15 protein-coding genes are annotated in these 21,022 nt (G+C 74.5%); all 15 read right to left on the reverse strand.

The annotated features are described in order from the left end of the window. Window positions 1-5: 5 nt before the first annotated feature. The 15 genes from ADK41_RS12080 to ADK41_RS12150 all read right to left on the reverse strand — a co-directional run bounded on the left by ADK41_RS12080 (window position 6) and on the right by ADK41_RS12150 (window position 20,951). Window positions 6-1,289, reverse strand: a complete 1,284-nt coding sequence (locus ADK41_RS12080) for a DUF4910 domain-containing protein (RefSeq protein ID WP_030824171.1) — start codon at window positions 1,287-1,289, stop codon at window positions 6-8. Beyond that, the gene (locus tag ADK41_RS12085) at window positions 1,277-2,302 is read right to left on the reverse strand and encodes an NAD-dependent epimerase/dehydratase family protein (RefSeq protein WP_030824174.1); all 1,026 of its coding nucleotides are present in this window, start codon (window positions 2,300-2,302) and stop codon (window positions 1,277-1,279) included. The genes ADK41_RS12080 and ADK41_RS12085 overlap by 13 nt, the downstream gene beginning before the upstream one ends. A 3-nt stretch (window positions 2,303-2,305) precedes the next feature. Then, entirely contained in the window at window positions 2,306-2,953 is a 648-nt protein-coding gene (locus tag ADK41_RS12090) for a PIG-L deacetylase family protein (protein ID WP_030824176.1), read from the reverse strand. Beyond that, entirely contained in the window at window positions 2,950-3,750 is an 801-nt protein-coding gene (locus ADK41_RS12095; protein ID WP_030824178.1) for a glucose-1-phosphate cytidylyltransferase, read from the reverse strand. Before ADK41_RS12095 ends, ADK41_RS12090 begins: the two co-directional genes overlap by 4 nt. Continuing rightward, window positions 3,747-4,982, reverse strand: coding sequence for a class I SAM-dependent methyltransferase (locus ADK41_RS12100; RefSeq protein WP_030824180.1), 1,236 nt, complete (start codon window positions 4,980-4,982; stop codon window positions 3,747-3,749). Before ADK41_RS12100 ends, ADK41_RS12095 begins: the two co-directional genes overlap by 4 nt. Continuing rightward, on the reverse strand, window positions 4,979-6,253 hold the full coding sequence (locus ADK41_RS12105) for a glycosyltransferase (protein ID WP_030824182.1): 1,275 nt from the start codon (window positions 6,251-6,253) through the stop codon (window positions 4,979-4,981). The genes ADK41_RS12100 and ADK41_RS12105 overlap by 4 nt, the downstream gene beginning before the upstream one ends. 2 nt (window positions 6,254-6,255) lie before the next feature. Beyond that, entirely contained in the window at window positions 6,256-7,488 is a 1,233-nt protein-coding gene (locus ADK41_RS12110) for a membrane protein (RefSeq protein WP_030824187.1), read from the reverse strand. A gap of 1 nt (window position 7,489) precedes the next feature. Next, entirely contained in the window at window positions 7,490-9,010 is a 1,521-nt protein-coding gene (locus tag ADK41_RS12115) for a right-handed parallel beta-helix repeat-containing protein (protein WP_030824189.1), read from the reverse strand. Window positions 9,011-9,141: 131 nt separating this feature from the next. Continuing rightward, window positions 9,142-11,304, reverse strand: a complete 2,163-nt coding sequence (locus ADK41_RS43075; protein ID WP_030824193.1) for an alginate lyase family protein — start codon at window positions 11,302-11,304, stop codon at window positions 9,142-9,144. Then, complete coding sequence (locus ADK41_RS12125) at window positions 11,301-13,487, reverse strand: bi-domain-containing oxidoreductase (protein ID WP_030824196.1); 2,187 nt, start codon at window positions 13,485-13,487, stop codon at window positions 11,301-11,303. The genes ADK41_RS43075 and ADK41_RS12125 overlap by 4 nt, the downstream gene beginning before the upstream one ends. A 16-nt stretch (window positions 13,488-13,503) precedes the next feature. Beyond that, the gene (gene asnB, locus ADK41_RS12130) at window positions 13,504-15,435 is read right to left on the reverse strand and encodes an asparagine synthase (glutamine-hydrolyzing) (protein ID WP_030824199.1); all 1,932 of its coding nucleotides are present in this window, start codon (window positions 15,433-15,435) and stop codon (window positions 13,504-13,506) included. Between the two features lie 3 nt (window positions 15,436-15,438). After that, a complete protein-coding gene (locus ADK41_RS12135) occupies window positions 15,439-16,992 on the reverse strand; it encodes a Wzz/FepE/Etk N-terminal domain-containing protein (RefSeq protein ID WP_030824202.1) in 1,554 nt (517 codons plus the stop codon). Beyond that, complete coding sequence (locus ADK41_RS12140; protein WP_030824205.1) at window positions 16,989-18,377, reverse strand: Wzz/FepE/Etk N-terminal domain-containing protein; 1,389 nt, start codon at window positions 18,375-18,377, stop codon at window positions 16,989-16,991. Before ADK41_RS12140 ends, ADK41_RS12135 begins: the two co-directional genes overlap by 4 nt. Beyond that, window positions 18,374-19,633, reverse strand: coding sequence for a glycosyltransferase family 4 protein (locus ADK41_RS12145; protein WP_030824208.1), 1,260 nt, complete (start codon window positions 19,631-19,633; stop codon window positions 18,374-18,376). The genes ADK41_RS12140 and ADK41_RS12145 overlap by 4 nt, the downstream gene beginning before the upstream one ends. Next, entirely contained in the window at window positions 19,623-20,951 is a 1,329-nt protein-coding gene (locus ADK41_RS12150; RefSeq protein ID WP_030824210.1) for a nucleotide sugar dehydrogenase, read from the reverse strand. Before ADK41_RS12150 ends, ADK41_RS12145 begins: the two co-directional genes overlap by 11 nt. Between the last annotated feature and the right edge of the window lie 71 nt (window positions 20,952-21,022).

The following is a 21,022-nucleotide window of genomic DNA, read 5'->3' on the forward strand; positions in this document are numbered from 1 at the left end:
GGGCGTCACGCCTTGAGCAGCCCGGCGCCGTGCAGGGCGTCGGCCGCGGCCGCGACGGTGTCGAACGGCAGCCCGGACCGCTCGGCGACGTCCAGCAGACTGTGCTCCCCGTCGGAGAGGCTGAGCACCCAGAGCATGGCCATCTGGGCCTGCTGGGCGTCGCTGCGGCCCCCGAGCGAGTCGTACAGCCCGCGCCTGCCGAGCTGCGGCTCGCCGTGGGGGCTGAGGTTGACGTACCGCCGGTTGCGGTCCAGGACGGCGAACGCCTCGCGGCAGACCGCGAGGGTGTCCGCCATCGCCTCCGGCGAGACGAAGTCCGGGTTGTCCGCCGAGGTGTGGTACTCGGGGTACCCGGCGTACGGGGTCCGGCTGAGCGAGCCCACGCCGAGGTCGAACCCGGGGGAGCAGTACTGCCGCTCGTCGTAGCCGTACGGGGTGAACCCGGTGACGCGGTGCGGGCGTCCGGAGGCGGTCAGCACGTGCCGCAGCACCCGGTCGATCTCCGCGTCGCCGCGCCTGCTCCGCTTGTACGTCAGGTCGCCCGGGTCGCCGGCGCAGGCCAGCACGAGGCCGTGCCTGACCCGCTCCACCCGCTCCCTGTTGCGGGCCAGCCAGGTGATCGCCCCGATGGTGCCGGGGGCGAAGATGAACCGGTAGGTGTAGTGCGGTTCTCGCTCCGCGAGCGCCCGGGCCAGGAAGACCGCCACCGCGATGCCGGCCAGGTTGTCGTTGGCCAGCGACGGGTGGCAGACGTGGCAGGAGACGATCACCTCGTCGGGCACCCGCCCGGGGACCACGTGCTCGGCGTAGGTGAGGTGGCCGTCGGCGAGCGTGGAGTCGATCCGCACCTCGTACTCGCCGTCCGGCAGCGCGTCCAGGGTCTCCTGCGCCAGGCAGAACCCCCACTCCGGCTTGTAGTAACTGGTGCGGTACGGCACCCAGGTCGGATGATCCGGCAGGGTGTGCAGGTGCGGGCGCAGCTCGGCCAGCGGCATGGTCGCCGACACCGGCACGCTGTAGCCGAGCACGTGCAGGCTGGACGCGGCGAAGTCGACGACCCGCCGGCCGGAGGCGTCGGCGACGTACGCGTCCCGGATGTTCCACTCCTGCGGCACCGTCCAGTCGAGCACCTGGGTCCCGGTCGGCACCTCGTGCACCTCGAGCGGGACGTACTCGCCGACGATGTCCAGGGTGGCGCGCACGCCGTCGCCGGTGATGCTCCGGCACAGCGGGTACAGCCGCTCCACCAGCGCGTGCATCTCCTCGCCGACCTCGGTCACCGGCGCCACCGCAGGGTGTCGTCGACGTCCTTGGCGTCGGACGCGGCGCGCAGCACGGCGAGGCGGGTGAAGCGCCGTTCGAAGTCCTCCCGGGTCAGCCCGTGCTCCCGGTAGGCGTCGGCGAGTTCGAGCGCGCCCCGTTTCACCGTCCACGCGCAGTCGAAGCCGGGCACCGCGGCGCGGAACCGGGAGAAGTCCACCCGGTACGACCGCGGATCGGCGCCGGTCTCCCCGGTGATCACCACCTCGGAGCCGGGCACCGCCTCGGCGACCTGCCCGGCGATCTCGGCGACCGTGACGTTGTTGGTCTCGCTGCCGATGTTGAACGCCCGGTCGTGCACCGCGTCCCGCGGCGCGGTCAGCGCGGCGGTGAAGGCCCGTGCGATGTCGGCGGCGTGCACCAGCGGGCGCCAGGGGGTGCCGTCGGAGAGCACGAGCACCTCGCCGGTCAGGAGCGCGTGGCCCACCAGGTTGTTCAGCACGATGTCGGCGCGCAGCCGGGGCGAGAAGCCGAAGGCGGTGGCGTTGCGCAGGTAGACCGGGCTGAAGTCGCCGTCGGCCAGCGCGTGCAGGTCGTCCTCCACCCGCACCTTGGACTCCGCGTACGGCGTCACCGGGCGCAGCGGGGCGTCCTCGCCCACCAGCTCGTCGCCGCCGGCGGCACCGTAGACCGAGCAGGTCGACGCGTACAGGAAGCGCCGGACCCCGGCGTCGCGGGCCAGCTCGGCCAGCCGCACGGACGCGTGGTGGTTGATGTCGTAGGTGAGCTCCGGCGCCAGCGAGCCCAGCGGGTCGTTGGAGAGCGCGGCCAGGTGGATCACGGCGTCCACCCCGGCCACGTGCTCGGCCGTGACGTCGCGCAGGTCCACCCGGTGCCCCGGCGGGTCCGCGGGCGCCGGGCCGAGGACGCAGCCGGCGAACAGGCCGGAGTCGAGGCCGACGACCTCGTGCCCGGCGGCCGCGAGGACGGGCGCCATCACGGTGCCCAGATAGCCCTGGTGTCCGGTCAGCAGTACGCGCACAGTTCATTCCCCCAGGTTCAGAGTGAGTTTGGCGACGGCGAACGCCTCGGCGTAGCGCGTGTGGCTTTCGATGCCGCGGATCCGGGCCAGGCCCAGGAAGGCCTCCCGGTCGTACCAGGGCCGGTGCCGCTGCGAGGGGTAGTGCTCCTGCAGCAGCCGCACCTTCCGTTCGGCGATCTCGGGCGACAGCGGCTGGTACGCCGCCATGCGGCCGAGGTCGCCGTCCCACTTGACGATCTCGTAGCCGAGCACGAGGTGGTCGCGGAACGCGGTGGACATCAGCCCGGCCAGGCCGCGGTGGTCCTGGTGCGCGTCCTCGGTGCGCGGGGCGAGCACGAGGTCCGGCTCGGTCCGCCCGCGCAGCTCCTCGACCGCGGTCTTGGCCTCCTCCCAGTGCGCCGGCATCCGGCCGTCCGGCAGCTTGAGCACGGTCAGCCGCAGGTCGGCGTCCGGACAGAAGGCGGCGAGCGCGGCCCGCTCCTCCTGCTCCCGCTCACCGCCGCCGCCGGAGAGCACCAGCGCGTCGACGCGCAGGCCCGGCCGCGCGAGGCACAGCGTCAGCAGGGTGCCGCCGGCGCCGATGGCGATGTCGTCGCAGTGCGCGCCCACCGCGACGACCCGGTCCAGGCGCCCGGCCCCGAGCCGGATCACGCCCGCACCCCGGCGCCCGCGCCGTCCCGCTCCCACACGGCCCACGGACGGTCGCCCCGGGTGTAGGCGGCGTCGAGCGCGGCCCGCTCCTTCACGGTGTCGGTCGGCTTCCAGAAGCCACGGTGCCGGTAGGCCGTCGTCCGCCCCTGCTTGGCCAGTCCCGCGCATCCGTCGGCGACCAGGTCCCCGTTCTCCGGGATGTGGTCGAAGACCTCCTGGCGGAGCACGAAGTAGCCGCCGTTCTCCCACAGCGGCAGTTCGCTCACCGCGGTGATGCCGCCCACCAGGCCGTCCTCGCCCAGCTCCACGCAGTGGAACGACGACTGCGGCGGCACCACCATCATCGACGCGCCGGCGTCGCGCTCGGCGAACCGGTCGATCATCTCCGGCAGCGGGGCGTCGGTGAGCACGTCGGCGTAGTTGGCGAGGAACATCTCGTCGCCGTCCAGGTGGTGCCGCACCCGGCGCAGCCGCTCCCCGATCGGCGACTCGACGCCGGTCTGCGCGAACGTGATCGTCCAGTCCGCGATGTCGGTGGACAGCAGCTCGGTCCGTCCGCCCCGCAGCACGAAGTCGTTGGACGTCGTCTCCTCGTAGTTGAGGAAGAAGTCCTTGATGTGGTGCGCCCCGTACCCGAGGCACAGGATGAACTCCTTGTGCCCGAAGTGCGCGTAGTAGCGCATGACGTGCCAGATCAGCGGCCTGGGCCCGACCATCGCCATCGGCTTGGGCACGTCGTCCGCGGCTCCGCTGCGCATCCGCATCCCGTAACCGCCGCAGAACAGTACGACCTTCATCGCTCGACCTCGACAATGCTCAGTTCCGGGATGGGGAAGACCAGCCGGCCGCCCCACTCGTGCACGAACGACAGCTGTTCGGTCAGCTCGTCCCGCAGGTTCCACGGCAGGACGAGGACGTAGTCCGGCCGGTCGGCGGCGATCCGCTCGGGCGGCAGGACCGGGATGCGGGTGCCCGGGGTGAACCTGCCGTGCTTGTAGGGGTTGCGGTCGACCGTGTACGGGAGCAGGTCGGGCCGGATGCCGCAGTGGTTGAGCAGGGTGTTGCCCTTGCCCGGGGCGCCGTAGCCGACGACGGTCTCGCCGCGCTCGGCCGCCTCGATGAGGAACCTGAGCAGGTCCCGGCGCACCTTGGCCACCCGGGCGGAGAACTCGGCGTACCCGGACAGTTCCTGCAGCCCGGCGGCCTTCTCCCGGTCCAGCACGTCGGCCACCCGGCGGGCCGGCTCGCCGGCCACCCCGTCCGGCCGGGCCCACAGCCGGATGGAGCCGCCGTGCGTGGGCAGCAGCTCGACGTCCACGAGCGTGAGTCCGCCGCTCGCCAGCGCCCGGGCCGCGGACGCGACCGTGTAGTACTGGAAGTGCTCGTGGTAGATCGTGTCGTACTGGTTCTCCTCGATCAGGGTCAGCAGGTGCTGCACCTCGATCGAGACCCAGCCGTCGTCGGCGACCAGGGCGCGCAGACCCCGGGTGAACCCGACCACGTCGGGGATGTGCGCGTACACGTTGTTGGCCACGACCAGGTCCGCCGGGCCGTGCTCGGCGCGGACGCCGGCGCCGGTGTCCGGGGTCAGGAACTCCGTGAGCGTGGGCACCCCCGCGTCCCGCGCCGCGGCGCCGACGTTCACCGAGGGCTCGATGCCGAGGCAGCGGATCCCCCGGTCCACCACGTGCCGCAGCAGGTACCCGTCGTTGCTCGCGACCTCGACCACGAAGGAGCCGGGTCCCAGCCCCACCCGCGCCGCGGCACCGTCGACGAACGTGCGCGCGTGCTCCACCCAGGAGGTCGAGTAGGAGGAGAAGTACGCGTACTCGCTGAACGTCTCCTCCGGCGTGATCAGCGGGGGGATCTGCGCGAGCCAGCAGTCGGTGCAGACCCGCAGGTGCAGCGGGTACGCCGGCTCCGGCAGGTCCAGTCGGTCCGCGGCGAGGAAGCTCTCGCACGGCGGGGTCGCGCCGAGGTCGACGACGCTCTCCAGCGCCGCCGAGCCGCAGAGTCGGCATCGTGTCATCTTCTGCCCCCATCCCGCCCGCGCGGGTGTCCCCGCCGCGGGCCAGTGTGTTCGTTCCCTGCCGGCGGCGGGCCGTCCCCGCCGCCGGACCGACCCGCGATCGCGGTGCGGTACCCCTCCACCAGGCGCTCCAGCCCGACGGCCGGGCTGAAGCCCCGCTCGTAACGGCGCCGGGCCGCCTCGCCCATCTCCCGGCCCAGGACCGGGTCGGCCGTGATCCGCCGCACGCAGGACGCGAGCGAGGCGGCGTCACCCGGCCGGTGCAGCAGCCCGGTCGTCCCGTCCTCGACGAGTTCGACGAAGGCGCCGTGACCGGCGGCGACGACCGGGACGCCCGCCGCCATCGCCTCCACGACCACCAGGCCGAACGCCTCCAGCCACGTCGAGGGGGCCAGCACGGCGACCGACCGGGCGACGGCCCGCCGGCACTCCTCGGCGTCGTACAGGCCGACGTACCGCACGTCGTCCCGGCCCGCCGCCCAGGCGGTCACCTCCGCCTCCAGCGGCCCCGTGCCGGCGATCACCAGCGGCACGCCCGCACCGCCGCCGGCGGCGATCCCGTCCCACGCGGCCATGAGCAGCCGTACGCCCTTGGTCTCCGCGAGCCGGCCGAGGTAGAGCAGGTGCTCGCCGGCGCCCGTCCGGCGGGCGTCCGGGTCGGGCACGAAGTTGTGCTTCACCGCCAGCCGTCCGGCCGGCAGGCCGGCCCGCACCAGGACGTCGCGCTGCGCCGCGGAGATGCAGAAGAACCGCTCCACGCCGGTCCACCACCGCCGCCGGTTGACCGACAGGCCGACCGCGAGCGGCACCGTCGCCAGCCGGGAGCCGCGGTAGCAGCCGTGCCGGACGGCGGGCAGCGGCGTGGCCCCGACGCACTCGGTGCACGGCCGGCCGTCCCGCTGGAGCGTGCCGGGCGGGCAGATCTGGGTGTAGTTGTGCAGCGTGGCGACGACGGGCACGCCGGCGTCGGCGCAGGCGGCCAGCACCGCCGGCGACAGCAGCGGGAAGACGTTGTGGACGTGCACCACGTCCGGCCGCTCGGCGCGCAGCCGCGCGGCGAGCTCCGCGCGGACCTTCGGGTTCCACGGCACGAGGAACGGCAGCGCGGCCTTGGCCGGCAGGGACCGGGCGGCGATGTCGTCGCTGCGCCGCTCGAACACCCCGACCCGGTGGCCGGCCCCGCGCAGCAGCGCCACCTCCTGGTCGACCACCTTGTTCTCCCCGCTCGGCTGCGCCGAGGCGTAGCGGTTGTGCACCACGAGGACGTGCATGCTCAGATCACCTCCGAGGTCCGGGCCCAGCGCGGAACACGTCGTCGGGGGACGTCGGGCGCCGGGAGGGGAGCGGCCGGGGCGGGCGCCGCGAGCAGCGAGGCGGCCACGGCCAGGTGCAGCAGGTACGGCGAGGCGTCGCCCAGCCCGGCCTCGGTGTACGACGCGATCGCGCAGTAGCTGATCAGGAAGATCGCGCAGGCCCTCGACAGCGACGGCGGACGCAGCAGCGCGACGCCGCCCAGCACGACGAGGACCGCCGCCACCAGGGCGACGCCGGTCAGTCCCTGCTCGTGGTAGACGGCCAGCCAGCTGTTGTCGATCGGCAGCCCGCCGAACGACTTGTCGCCCAGGCCCGTGCCGAGCAGGAGCTCCGAGGCCGTCCGGTCCGCCGCCAGCAGGGCGTCCCAGACCTTGGCCCGGCCGGTGAGGCTGGTGAAGTTCTCCTGGCTCTGACCGCGCAGGAACCACGCCTGCAGCGCGGAGCCGAACCCCACCGCGGCCACGGCGGCGCACAGCACCGTCCAGCCGAAGAACCGGCGGGCGGCGGCGCTGGTCAGGAAGAGCGAGCCGATCGCCAGCACCAGCCCGGCGATCAGTCCGAGCGTGGCCGTCCGGGTGTGGGTCAGCGCCAGCAGGACCAGCGACGGCACCACGACCAGCGCCGCGCCGCGCCGGTCGGTCCGGCCGCCCAGGAGGAGCAGCACGGTGAGCCCGATGATCACCGCGGCGTACTGTCCGATCTGCGGCGGGGTGAGCGGCCACAACGCGCCGACCAGCCGCCCGCCGTAGAGCTCGGGCAGGGCGGCGCCCGGGGAGACGACCAGACCGGCGGCCACCGACCCCAGGACCAGGAAGTACATCCGGATGTGGTGCCGGACGAACGTCGGGCCGCCGTCCCACCAGCGGCTGAGCAGCCACAGCGTGCCGACGAAGAGGGCCAGCCGGGCGCAGCGGAACAGCGCGCCGAACCCGGACTCCGGGTCCGCGCTGGAGACCAGGCTCGGCACCAGCAGCAGGGTGAGCAGGAACAGGTAGGCGCTCGGCCGCACGCGCAGCCGGAGGTTGACCGTGAGCGCCAGCGCGAACGCGGCGGCCAGCGCGCCCATGGTGACCATCTGAATCAGGGAGCGGGGCAGCGGGACGACGGTCCTCGCCCCGGCGGAGCCGAGCGTGTTGAGGACCAGCAGTCCCCAGGCCGCCCCGACGGCCTTCGGCGTGCGGTCGGCGCCCACCTCAACCACCGTCCCCCGCGCGCAGGGTGCTGCCCGCGTCCTGCCGGTACGGCGCGCCCTGCCACTGCCCGAAGTCGAGCGTCCGGCTCGGGTCGTGGACGACGAACGTCCACGGTCCGACGTAGACGTTGTCGCGCCAGCGGTTGTGCTGCTCCAGGGTGATCGCCTCGGCCACCCGCTCGCCCTGGTACGGCGACCAGTCCGGGTAGGTGCCGTAGTTGGCCAGCACCGCCATGCGGTCGCACTGCACCGCGCAGTCGACGACGGACTTGTCCAGCACGAAGCGGTTGCCGCGGACGTCCACCCGCTGGGTCTTCCACCGGCAGTCGGCGTAGAGCGGCGCGGTGGCGATCGCCGGCTGCGCGCAGCGGTCCTTGTCCTTCACCAGCAACGTGCAGTCACCGGAGGAGGTGTTGGCCGGGCTGTTGCAGAACCGGTCGGCGTTCTCCCACAGGGTGATCCCGGACCAGTTGTCCTCCAGCACGTTCCGGTGGATCTCGATCCTGTCCGTGCGGGCCCGGATCCGGGGTTCGCCGCCGGACTCGGACAGGTAGACGGTCGCGTACGGGAAGGTGTCGCCGCGGTCGGCGTACCTGCGGCCCTCGACCCAGTTGTTCCGCCGGATCGTGTTCTCGCGGACGACCGCGTTGTAGCTGGTCTCGTAGATCAGCGCGGCGCCGTCGTTCTCCTCCAGCACGTTGCCCTCGATGCGGAAGTCGTTGTTGTTGGTGTCCGCCCACAACCCGGCCCCGCGGTTGTCGTGCACCCAGTTGCCGCGTACGTCGGCGCCGTCGACGGACCAGAACTTGACGCCTCCGGTGCAGCCGCAGCCCGGCCGCCGCCGCTCCCAGTCGTCGGTGTTGTTGCCCGTGATCTCGTTGCCCTCGACCACCAGGCCGCTGATGCGGCCGCCGGCCTTGTACGCGTTCATGCCGTACTGGCCGTTGTCGCGCAGGCAGCTGGCGCGGACCTGCTGGCGGGCGCCGGCCATCAGCCCGGCGCCGGAGTTCTTCCGGATCGTCGCGTGCTCGATCGTCCACCCGTCGGCCGAGTCGTGGTTGACCACGCCCTCGTCGTGCGGTGCGACGAAACCCTGCACGGTCAGGTGGCGGATGGTGACGTCGCGGGCGGTGCCGCCGAACGCGTACTGGTTGGTCCTGCGGCCGTCGAGCACCGCGCCCGGCGCGCCGAGGTAGCTGTTCCCCTCCTTGGGGACGACCTGGGCGTAGCGGTCCGGACCGAGCCGGTGCGTGCCCGGCCGCAGCCAGAACGTGGTGTGCGGGGGACTGGTCCTGGTCTTCGCGGCCAGGTCGCCGGGGACCGCGGGGTCGACCGTCACCGCGCCCGCCGGCGCCTTCGCCGGCCCGGCCGCGGGTGCGGCGCACACCCGGGCCACGGGCGCGGCCGGCGCGGCGGTCGGCTCCGGCCGCGCGTCCGGCGTGCCCTCGCAGCCGGTCGCCGCCAGCAGGACCAGCGCCAGCGGTGCCGCCGGTAACGCCCGGCGCCGCCCCTTGCTCCCCACGCGTCCTCCTCCCCGGGGGGCGTCCGACACATGCCCGCGGCGTCGCGGCGCCTGGCACGCACGCTCCGGCGTCTTGCGATCGCACGCACCGGACGCCGCTCCTCCTTCCGCGCTCATGTGTCGGACACCCCCTAGCCCTGGAACCCGAGTACGGTCGTGAACGTCCGCGCGCCGTCGGTGAAGCCGGTGCCGACCAGCGTGGTGGCGGGTTCCCTGCGGCCGAAGCCGGCGGAGTACCAGCCCAGCGGCGGGTCGGTCTCGCCGCGGTGCGCCCGCCAGGACAGCCCGCCGGGCAGGTCGAGCACCGCCGAGCGGTCCTCGCCGTCCCGTCGCCAGGTGAGCAGGGCCCGGTTCCCCGCCAGGTCCGCGGTGATCGCCGGGCCGAGGTGGAACGCCAGCCGCACCTCCCGGCGCGGGCCGCGCACCTCGTCGACCACCCTCAGCTCCCGGCTCGCGGCGGTCAGTTCCACCCGGCGGCGGTGCACGGAGCCCCGGTAGCCGTCGTGTTCGGCGCACCAGCGGGCCGTCCCCCCGTCGGAGGCGTCGCAGGCGTCCGCGACCAGGACGCGGCTGCGGGCGTGCCGGGTCCACAGGAACGGGCCGCCGGAGACGGACTGGTCGGCGCCGTCCAGCTCCAGGGTGTTGTGGCCGAGGGTCGACCGGAAGTACCGCCGCCACTCGGGCTGCCCGTGGTAGCAGTACGTCCCCGGGTCGGCGAGCACGTCGACCCCGTCGTGCCGGACCTCCACGGACAGCGCGTCCGCGTGGGCGTGCGCGGCGATGGACAGGAAGCCGTGCGGGCCGCCGTCGCAGCGGCACCAGATCCCGCCCGGACCCCGCAGGACGGTGAGCCCCGCGTCGGCGAAGTGGGCCGGGCGGCGCGCCGGGCGGGACACGGGCGCGCCGGCGCCCACCGGGCGGTCCCCGCCGGCGGCGGGAGCCATGAGGTCCGGCGCCTGCCCCCGGCGGGCGGGACGCTGCCCCCCGTTCGGCGGAGCCGCTCGGCGGGCACGGGCGGCCGGGCGCGGCCATCCGTCCGACGGTGTCGTACGTCCTGGGCGGGCTCCGGGCGAGGGAGCGCGGCCGAGGGGGACCGACGGGATCCCGGGCCGGATGAGCGCGGCCAGCAGCGGGGTGCGCACATCGGCGCCGGTCACCGCCGGCCACCAGTCGAGCCGCCCGAACACCGCGTCCCCGGTGGCCAGCAGCGAGCCCCAGCGGTCGGTGCCGGCGCCGTCCAGGACCAGCCCGTGTCCGTCGTCCGCGTCCCCCTGGCGCGGCGGCCGCAGCCGGTCGTCCACGACGGCCGCGAGCGCGTCGGTCATCCGCAGCAGCACCAGCCGGACGGTCGCGGGCACCGGCACGCCGGCGGCGTCCGCCTCGGCCACTGCGGCCAGGCCGAGCTCCAGCACCAGTCCGTGGTACTCGGTGGCCAGCTCGCGGTTGAGACCGGAGCCGAAGGTGTTGGCGCGCAGGTGCCGCTCCAGCGACCGCAGGGCGTCGGCCCGCCGGCGCGCCGAGGCGGGGAACCACCCGAACGCGCAGGACGCCGCGAACTGCCCGGCGGCCTCGGCGATGACGTGGTTGTTCGCCGAGGAGCCCCGGCTGGGGAAGGCGGCCAGCCAGCGCTGGTGGTGCCAGATCTGGTGGTGGGCCACCGGGTTGTCCTCGAACAGCCCGGCCGCGCCCGGCCAGCCGTCGAGCAGCCGGCGGATCCACACCCAGGACAGCAGCCGGATCCCCAGCTCGATGCCGCTGGTCCAGTGCACCCCGCGCAGCGGCGGGTTGACCGCCCACCACGACCGCAGGTGCTCCGCCACCCGCTCGGCGTACCGCTCGTTCCCGGTGACCGCGTAGGCGGCGGCGAGCACGGTGAGGTACTGGTGCCGGGACGGCTCCCAGATCTGCTTGATGTCCCCGACCGCCTCCTCGTCCCGGTACGGCACGTCGAAGGCGTACCCCCCCGGCGCGCGGCGCCCGGTCCTCGGGTCGTACCACCAGTCCGGGTCGGCCAGGTCGTCGCGCTCCACCCCGAAGAACCCGGCGCGCCCGGCCATCAGCCGGTCCGCCTCGGCGACGAGGCGTTTCGCGGCGTCCGGCGGCACCGCGTCGATCGCGCCCGGAGGCAGTACGGCGGTGAACCGGGCGCCGGCCGCGTCCGGGCACTTCGGCGGCGGCGCCGACCGCCACCGCCGCCTGCGCACCGCGTCGGCCGCCCGGCCGCCGACCTCCCGCGGCCCCATCCGGGACAGCCGCCGCAGGTACCAGCCCGGACTCCCCGAGCTCACCGTCATCGCGCTCCCGCCAGCGTCACCGGCACACCGGCGGCCAGGCCGGCCGGCACGGCGAGGGTGGCCGCCGTGGTGGCGACCAGCGACTCCAGCGGCACCGGCATCGGCCCGCCGGTCCGCACCGCCTTGACGAACGCGGCCAGTTCGGCGGACTGGCCCTTGTCCCGGGCCTTGGGCAGCCGCGAACTGACCCACCGCTTGCGGCCGTCGTACACGGAGGCGCGGACGAAGTCGTCGAGCCGCAGCGCGCGGCCGTCCGCGACCAGGTCCAGGGTCTCCTTGGGGAAGCCGGCCGGGCCGGTGGTGACGTAACCGATGGTGGCGGTGGACCCGTCCGGGTAGCGCAGTACGACCTGGAGGTCCTCGTTGCCGGGCGTGGTGATCGCGTACACCGAGTCCGGGTCGGCCCCCAGCAGCCAGCTCGCCGTGTCGATGAAGTGCCCGCCCTCGCCGGCGAACCGCGAGCCCTCGGTGCCCTGCCGGAGGTACCAGCTGCCGGGGTCGAGGCGGCCGGCGTTGACCAGGTAGCGGAGGTGCCCCGGCCCGGTGCGGGCGCCGAACCGTTCCCGGGCCTCCCGCAGCAGCGGCGCGAACCGGCGGTTGAAGCCCACCTGGAGCCGGTCGTTGCCGGACTCCTCCACCGCCGCGAGCACGCCGGCCAGTTCGTCCCCGGTGAGCGCCAGCGGCTTCTCCACGAACACCGCCTTGCCGGCCAGCAGCGCCTTCCGGGTCAGTTCGGCGTGCGAGCTGTGCCGGGTGACCACGAACACCGCGTCGACGGCACTGTCGCCGAGCACGGCGTCGAGGTCAGTGGTCGCCCTGCCGAAGCCGAACGTGCGCTGCGCGTTGGCCGCGGACAGCGCCGTCGTGGTGACGACCGTCGACAGCTCGACGCCGTCGCGCCGCGCCAGGTGCGGCAGCAGCATCGACGACGCGTAGTTGCCCGCGCCGACGAACGCCAGGCGCACCGGCGTCCGCGCGGCCCGCACCGGGGCGCCGGCCGTGCCGTCGCGCCGCACCGCGGGCACGGTCACCGCCGGGGCCCCGGCCCCGGCCGTCTCCTGCCCGGGGTACCGGAACAGCACGGCCACCGCCTTCAGGCCGCCGTCCTGCAGGCTCCGGTACGTCTCGACGGCGTCGTCGAAGTCGGCCGTGCGGGAGACCAGGGGCTCCACGTCGACGCGGCCGCGGGCGACCAGGTCGAGGAAGCACGCCAGGTTGCGGCGCTCGGTCCAGCGCACGTAGCCGATCGGGTAGTCCCGCCCCTGGAGCTCGTACTCCGGGTCGTAGCGCCCGGGGCCGTAGCTGCGGGAGAACCGGACGTCGAGCTCCTTCTCGTAGTACGCGTTCCACGGCAGGTCGAGGCGGCACTTGCCGATGTCGACCACCCGGCCGCGGTCCCGGCTCAGCCGGGCGGCCAGCTCGACGGGCTGGTTGCTGCCGCCGCCGGCGGCCAGGTACACCTGGTCCACGCCCAGGCCGCCGGTGAGTTCGGCGACGGCACTCTCCACGGCCGCGGAGCCGGGGTCGCCGCAGGCCGCCGCGCCCAGCCGCTCGGCGAGTTCGCAGCGCACCGGGTCGGGGTCGGCCCCGACGACGCGGACTCCTGAGGCGGCGAGGAGCTGCACCACCAGCTGCCCGATCAGGCCGAGGCCGACGACCAGGGCCACCTCGCCGAGCCGCGACTCGCCCTGGCGGACGCCCTGCAGCGCGATCGACCCGACGGTGCCGAAGGCCGCGTGCCGCGGCGCGAGGCCGTCCGGCACCGGGACGTAGAGGTTCTTCGGCACCCAGTTCAGCTCGGCGTGCAACGCGTGCTCGTTGCCGGCGCAGGCCACGAGGTCGCCGACCTTCACGTCGTCGATCCCGGCGCCGACCTGCTCGACCACCCCGCACAGCGAGTAGCCCAGCGGCGTGTAGGAGTCCAGCTTGCCCATCACCTTGCGGTAGGTGGCGGGCACCCCGTTGACGGCCACGCTCTGCACGACCTTGGCCACCTGGTCCGGCCGGGAGCGGGCCTTGCCCACCATCGACATGCCGGCCTCGGACACCTTCATCAGCTCGGTGCCGGTGGAGATCAGCGAGTAGGCGCTGCGGACCAGCACACCACCCGGCTTGCACCCCGGCGCCGGCACGTCGAGCAGGGCCAGCTCGCCGCTCTTGTAGTTCTGTACGACCTGTTTCACCGAAGTCCTCTTGTCTCTACGCCGTCGGGGAGTTCTGGCCGGACCCGGAGGTCGCGCCGCGGTACCAGTACTCGAGGGTCAGCACGTGCCACAGATGCTTGGAGAAGTCCCGCTGCCCGGCGGCGTCCTCGGCGACGAGCCGCCGGAGCGCGTCGCGGCGCAGGATCCCGGAACGGACGAGCTCGCCGTCGTTGACCACCTCGCGCACCAGCGGCGCCAGGTCCCGGCTCATCCAGGCCCGCAGCGGGGCGCTGAACAGGCCCTTGGGCCGGTACACGATCTCCCGGGGCAGGACGGAGGTGGCCGCCTCCTTGAGGACGGCCTTGCCCTGCCGTCCGACGATCTTGCGGTCGCCGGGCACGGCGAACGCCGCCCTCACCACCTCGACGTCCACGTACGGCACCCGCACCTCGGTCGACGCGGCCATGCTGGAGCGGTCCGTGTAGGCGAGGTTCAGGCCCGGCAGGAACATCCGGGCGTCGCCCAGGCACATGCGGTTGACGAAGTCGTCGAGGTCGTTGTCCCGGTAGGTGTCCGCGTGCTCGGTCAGCACGTCCTCGACCGCCGGGGCCAGGTCCGGATCGATCAGGGCGAGCAGCTCGCCCCGGTCGTACATGGTGTAGCTGCGCCGGAACGCGGTCTCCTCCGGCAGGTCGGCGAAGGAGAGGAACCGCTTCGCGAAGCGCACCGACCGGTACCCCCGGCGGCTCGTGGCGACCGGCAGCCGGTCCACGGCCGCGGACACCCCGCGCCGCAGGGGCCGCGGGACGCGCTGGTAGCGCAGCGCGATCAGGTTGGCCAGGTGCTTGCGGTACCCGGCGAACAGCTCGTCGGCGCCCATCCCCGAGAGCATCACCTTGACCCCGGCCTCCCGGGCGGCCGAGCAGATCAGGAAGGTGTTGATCGCCGCGGGGTCGCCGATCGGCTCGTCCAGGTGGTACGTCATCCGCGGCAGCAGGTCGAGCACGTCCGGGGCGATCTCGATCTCCCGCAGGTCGACGCCGAACCGCTCGGCCACCCGCCGGGCGTAGCGCAGGTCGTCCGGCATCGCCTCGAACCTGGCGTCCTCGGCGCGGAACCCGATCGTGTAGGCGGAGATCCCGGGCCGCTCGCGGGCCGCCAGCGCGGTCAGGTAACTGGAGTCGAGGCCGCCGGAGAGGAAGGTCGCCACGGGCACGTCGGAGAGCAGGTGCCGCCGGGTCGACTCCTCGACGATCGCGTGCAGGTCCGGCCGCTCGCCGGCCCGGGCCCGCTCCCGCCCCTCGGCGGCGACGTCCCTCAGGTTCCAGAACCGGCCGCGCTCCACCCGGCCGTCGGGCCGGCACCTCAGCCAGCTCCCCGGCGGCAGCTTCTCGGCCCCGCGCAGCGCGCACCGCGAGTCCGGCACCCAGTAGTACAGCAGCGAGGCCACAAGGGCCGCGTGGTCCACCTCCAGCGACCCGCCGGCCACGGCGGCGAGGGCCTTGAGCTCGGAGGCGAACACCAGACCGTCCCCGCGCCGGAGCAGGAACAGCGGCTTGACGCCGAGCTGGTCGCGGACGAGCACCAGCTCACCGGTCCGCTCGTCGAAGACCCCGAACGCGAACATGCCGCGCAGCCGGGGCAGGCAGTCCGTGCCCCAGCGCCGCCAGGCCTGAAGGAGCACCTCGGTGTCGGAGGTGCCGCGGAAGCGCACCCCGGCGGCCGCCAGCTCGGCCCGCAGCTCGGGCGCGTTGTACAGCTCTCCGTTGTACGTCAGGACGAGGCCGTCCGAGGCCATCGGCTGGGCGCCCGTCCCGGACGGGTCGATGATGGCCAGCCGACGGTGTCCGAGGTGCACCTCGCCGTCACCGGCGGGATGGCTGTAGCGGCCCGCCCCGTCCGGGCCGCGGTGGGCGAGGACATCGGTGAGCCGGTCGGTCACGGCCTTCCCGTCCGGCCACCGGTACGTGCCTGCGATGCCACACATGTCCTACCGCGCCTCCTGGTCGCTGTCCGGGACCCGGGCCGCCGCCATCGGCAGCCGTTCCGTCCGCGGCCGTTCTTCCCCCACCGCCTGGACGGCGTGGGAGGTGCCCCCACCGTTCCGTCGTCCCGGCCGCTCGCCGTGGGCGCGCGGCACGGTGTGCGGCCCGTCCCACAGCGTGCCGTCGGTCCGGTCCCGCGGATCGGGGTCGATCAGCACCACGCCGATCACCGCGACGCGCCGGTCCGCGAGCTGCCGCGCCACGGTGTGCAGCCATGCGACGCTGCCGTGCCCGGCGCGCACCACGAGCACGGTCCGCGTGCCGAGGTGCGGGAGGTCGGCCCACGCCGTGCCGGGCGCCACCGAGCCGACGCCGAGCAGGCGCTCCTGCCGCGGCACGGCCGCGGCGTCCGCGCCGCTGACCACGGCGGGGTCCCCCGGCTTCGGGCGGCGCCCGGCGAGCTGAGAGCCGGGCAGACCGTCGACGACGACCACGGGCTCCTCCGCGGCCAGCGCGCGGGCGAGGTCCAGGGCGATCCCGCTCGCGTCGCGCGCGCAGCCCAGTTCCAGCAGCGACACCGGCTCGGCGGTGCCGCGCGCGGTGCGGGCCAGGGACGCGGTGAGCCGTTCGCGTGTCGCCCGGACCCGCCGGCGCCGCCACGGTCCGGCCGGCCGGCGGGGCAGCTCCGCGAGGACCGAGGCGCCGAGGTGCGCCGCGATGTCCCGGCGCAGCACGGGGCGGTCCGCCACCACCGCGGTGACCGCGGCCACCGCGAGCCCGAGGAAGAGCCCGAGGAAGAGCCCGAGCGCGGCGTTGGTGGCGGCGGTCCGGGTCAGGGAGTGCCGTACCGCGCGCGGGGCGTCCACGATCTGCGTGCCGGCGACGAGTTGGGGCGTGCCGACCCGCGCCTCCGCGGCGCGCCGGCCGAAGTCGGTGATCCGCGAGGTGAGTTCGGCCCGGCGGGCGAAGAGCGTCTCCAGGTTCGCCGACGCCTTCGGCCCGCTCTCCTGGGGTCCGTCCTCGATCGCCTCGTTGACCTGGGCGAGTTCGTCCCGCATGCGGTCACGCTGTTCGAGCAGGGTCTTGGCCTCGGCGTCCGAGGCTTCCCGTATCCGCCTCACGTGGTCCGCGACGAACGCGTCGGCCAGCGCCCCGGCGCGGGCCGCCGCCTGCGCGTCGCTGTCGCCCGTCGCGGTGATCTGCAGCAGGTTGTTGGTCAGGCCGGTCCCCTCGTAGTCCGCCATGAAGTCCTCCGGTTCCTCCGGGGACCCGAGGGACCGCAGGGCCGCACCGGCGATCCGGGTGGTGTGCAGCAGCGCGGCGTCGGTGCGGATCAGTGTTCCGGGGTCGTTCGGCTGGTCCTGCTGGTGCGCGACCAGCACCTTGGTCACCGCGGTCGGCGGCGGCGGCAGCAGGACCGCCACGGCCGCGCCGAGGAGCAGCCCCAGCAGCGCCGCGGAGCACCAGAGGCGGCGCCGCCTGCGCACCGCCACCACCAGTGCCTGCAGGTCCAGCAGCGGAGCGGCGGCCGGCGGCTCCGGCGTCGTACGCGTCGTCACCGTGCGCCGCCTCCCGTCGGGTCGTCGGCCACCGCGAGCGCCGGCGCGGCGGCGTCCCGGGGACGGCCGGCGGACCGGGAGCGGCCGGCGGAGCGGGTCGGGCGGGTCCGGACCGGGGAGGCGAGGACGGCGCCGACGACCGCGTGCCCGGCGTCCGCGCACGCCTCGGCGAGGCCGGCGAGCTCCTCCGCGGTCCAGCGGCCCGCGCTGAGCACGACCAGGACACCGGACGCGTCGTCGCGGTCGGGGACCACCGGCCGGCGCAGCGGGACCTCCACCACCCGCAGCAGCGGATCGCCCCCGGCCTCGGCGAGGAGCTGTCCGGCGGCCCGGCGTGCGGTGTCGTCGCCGTCCGGGACGACGGCCAGCAGCCGCCGCGGGGCCGGCAGCCGGTCCCGGAGGCGGGCGCACACCCGCCGGTGGCGGATCCGCCGGCCGGCCTCGTCGCCGGACGTGTGCGGGGCGGGCGCGTCCCACCGGACGTCGAGGTCCAGCAGCCGGCGGATCCGGGCCCACGGGCCGCGGTCCCCGGGCCGGCGCGCGGGCCGTTCGTCGGGCACGTCGACGGTGCCCAGCGGCGTCGAGCCCAGCGCCGCGGCGATCTCCGGTTCGGTGCGCGGCCGGCGGCTCGTCCGCGCCGCGGCGAGATGGCCGACGACCCCGAGCAGGAGGAACAGCAGCGCCCCGCCGCCGACGAGCTGCGTCCTCGTCGGCGGCGCCTCGCCGGCCGGCCGGGCCGCCGGCCCCATGACGACCATGTTGGCCTTGCCCGCGGCCGGATCGGCCTGGTCCAGCCTGGTGACGGCCTCCTGCAGCGCGGTGCGCAGCTTCGCGAGCTCGGTGCGGGTCTGCACGCTCTCCACGGTCCGCCCGGGATCGACGGCGCCGGCCAGCTCGGTGATGCGGCGGCTGGTCCGCACCACCAGCTGCCGCAGCGCCTCGGGCCGCGCCGCCGCCTCGGAGTCGGCGTCGGCGCCCGCGACCCGCGCGGCGAAGGTGACGAACTGCTGGACCACCTGGTCGGAGAGCTGCTGCGCGCGCTCCGGGGTGTCGGCCGTGCCCGAGACCTCGATGATGTTCCCGTCGGCGGCCCTGGCGCTCACCCGGTCCCGCAGCTCGCCGCCGTCGACCCCGCTCCAGCCGAGCTCGGCGGCCGCGCGGTCGACCACCACCGAACTGGTCGCGATCTCCGTCTGGGTCAGCAGCTCGCGCTCCTCCCACGCCCCCGGCAGCAGGACCGACGCCGACGTCGTGTACCGCGGCGGGAGCAGCAGGGAGACGCCGTAGCCGACGAGTGCGCCCAGCACGGCGAGGACGGTGAGCAGCCGCCGACGCCGACGGATCATCCGCCCGATCGTGACCAGGCGTATCGTGTCATCGCTCAACGACGCGGCCTTCTCCCTGCCCGGTACGCGCCGCCCGCCGACACCGGGGCGCGGCCCCGGCAGGCGGCGGCGTAGGCGGCGAGCAGCGACGCCTGGGAGTTCCGCCAGGAGAGCGGTCCGCCGATCCGCTCCCGGCCGATCCCGCCCATCCGCGCCCGCTTCTCCGGATCGTCCAGCAGCAGCGCGATGAGCTTCGCGAACGCGGACTCGTCGTTCGCGGACGCGTAGAGGGCGGCGTCACCGGCGGAGACCCGCGCCTCCTTCAGGTCGAACGAGACGACCGGCCGGCCCATCACCATGTACTCCAGGACCTTGTTCATGGTCGACACGTCGTTGAGCGGATTGTGCGGGTCGGGGGAGAGGCACACGTCCGCGGTGGACAGGTAGCGCACCAGGTCGGCGTCCGGGACGCGCCCGGTGAACTGCACCTGCTCCGTGAGCCCGAGCCGCCGGGACAGCTCCACCATCGCGTCGAAGGTGTCGCCGGCGCCGACGAACACCGCGTGCCAGTCGGTCCGTCCGACCTCGTCGCGCAGTTTCGCCAGGGCCCGCAAGGCGTAGTCGACGCCGTCCTGCGGGCCCATGACGCCGAGGTAGCACAGCAGATGGGGCTTGCCGCGCTTCAGCTCCGGCTCGGGCGGCACCGGGTGGAACCGTTCGACGTCGGGCGCGCTGCGCACCACGAAGACGTCCTCCGGCCGCCGGCCGCCCCGGCGCACCGCGACGTCCTTGTAGCTCTCGTTGGTGGCCAGCACCACGTCCGCCGCCCGGTACGTCATCCGTTCCAGCGCGCACACGCCCTTGTAGAGCAGGTCCTCGCCCCGGCCGAACCGGGAGAGGTACAGCTCGGGCACCAGGTCGTGCTGGTCGAAGACGAACCGCGCGCCGCGCCGCTTCATCCACAGGGCGGGCAGGAACAGCAGGTCCGGCGGGTTGCAGGCGTGCACCACGTCGACCGGGCCGACCTTCCGGGCCAGCCGGGCGGTGTGCCACAGCGCGGCGCCGTACTCCTTGAGGTAGCCGGCCGGGCCTCCGGTGGCCGCGCGCAGCGGGTAGCGGTGGATCCGCACCCCGTCGATCACGGCCTCCGGCTCGGTGTCCCGCTTGGTTCCGCGCGGGCAGATGACGTCGACCTCCCAGCCCGCGTCGCGCAGCGTGGTGCACTCCTGCCACACCCGCCGGTCGAACGGCACCGACAGGTTCTCCACCAGGACCAGCGCGCGTCGGCCCCGCGCGCCCTTCGTCTCACCAAGCAAGGCCCACGTACCCGGGTTCGGCCCGGCGCGCCTCGGCGTCGGGGAGGCGGACGAGGTCGACGATCACGGGGCCGCCGGCGCCGTGCGGCAGGGCCGACAGCACGGCCGGGTCCTTGGTCCCGACCAGGACGACCTCGGCGTGCTCCAGCACCTCGTCGACGGAGTCGGCGAGCAGCTGGGCGAGGTGCGGCAGCCGGGTCTCGATGTACTCGCGGTTCGCGCCGAGCAGCCGGGACAGGCTCACGTTGGCGTCGTGGATGCGCAGGTCGTACCCCTTGCCGAAGAGCCGCTCCGCCAGTTCGACGAGCGGGCTCTCGCGCAGGTCGTCGGTCCCGGGCTTGAACGACAGCCCGAACAGGCCCACCTTGCGTCTCCCGGTGCGCTCGACCAGCTCGATCGCCCGCTGCAGGTGCTCCTCGTTCGAGGGCAGCACATGGGCGAGGATGGGCACCGAGACGTCGGCCCGCTGCGCGGCGTACACCAGGCTGCGCAGGTCCTTGGGCAGGCAGGAGCCGCCGAAGGCGAAGCCGGGCCGCAGGTAGGCGGGGCTGATGTTCAGCTTGCGGTCGGCCAGGAACACGTCCATCACCTGGTGCGAGTCCACCCCGAGCGCCTGGCACACCGCGCCCAGCTCGTTCGCGAAGCCGATCTTGAGGCCGTGGAACGCGTTGTCCGCGTACTTGATCGCCTCGGCCGTCGGGACCGGCACCCGGAACACCTCGCCGGGCAGGCCGTCGTACAGCGCCGCCACCACGTCGCCGCTCGCCGGGTCGAGTTCGCCGATGACGGTCTTGGGCGGGTCGGAGAAGTCCCGCACGCTCGTGCCCTCGCGCAGGAACTCCGGGTTGACCGCGACCCCGACGTCCACTCCGGCCGTGCCGCCGAAGGACTTCTCCAGGATCGGCACCAGCAGGTCCAGGCAGGTGCCCGGGAGCATGGTGCTGCGGAACACCACGGTGTGCCGCCCGCCCCGCCCGCCCTGCTCGGCCAGCGCGGCGCCGATCTGCTCGGTGACCCGCTCCAGGTACGTGGTGCACAGGCTGCCGTTGGGCTCCGAGGGCGTGCCCACGCAGACCAGCGACACCTCGCTGTTCATGACCGCCTCGCGGACGTCGTCGGTGGCGCGTAACGCCCCGCTCCCCACGACCTCGGCGACGAGCTCGCCGATCCGCTCCTCGACCACCGGGGCCCTGCCGTCGTTGACCAGGTCGACCTTCACCTGGTTGACGTCCACCCCGACGACCTCGTGACCCATGTCGGCCAGGCACGCGGCCGACACGCAGCCCACGTAGCCGAGCCCGAAAACGCTGACTCTCACGTCCCGTTCCTCCCCCCAGGCAGGCCCCCACGGCCTGCGTCGCGTGCGCCGGCCGGACGACGGTCCCGGCG

Source organism: Streptomyces caelestis, from assembly GCF_001279005.1.
Lineage (GTDB): Bacteria > Actinomycetota > Actinomycetes > Streptomycetales > Streptomycetaceae > Streptomyces > Streptomyces heliomycini.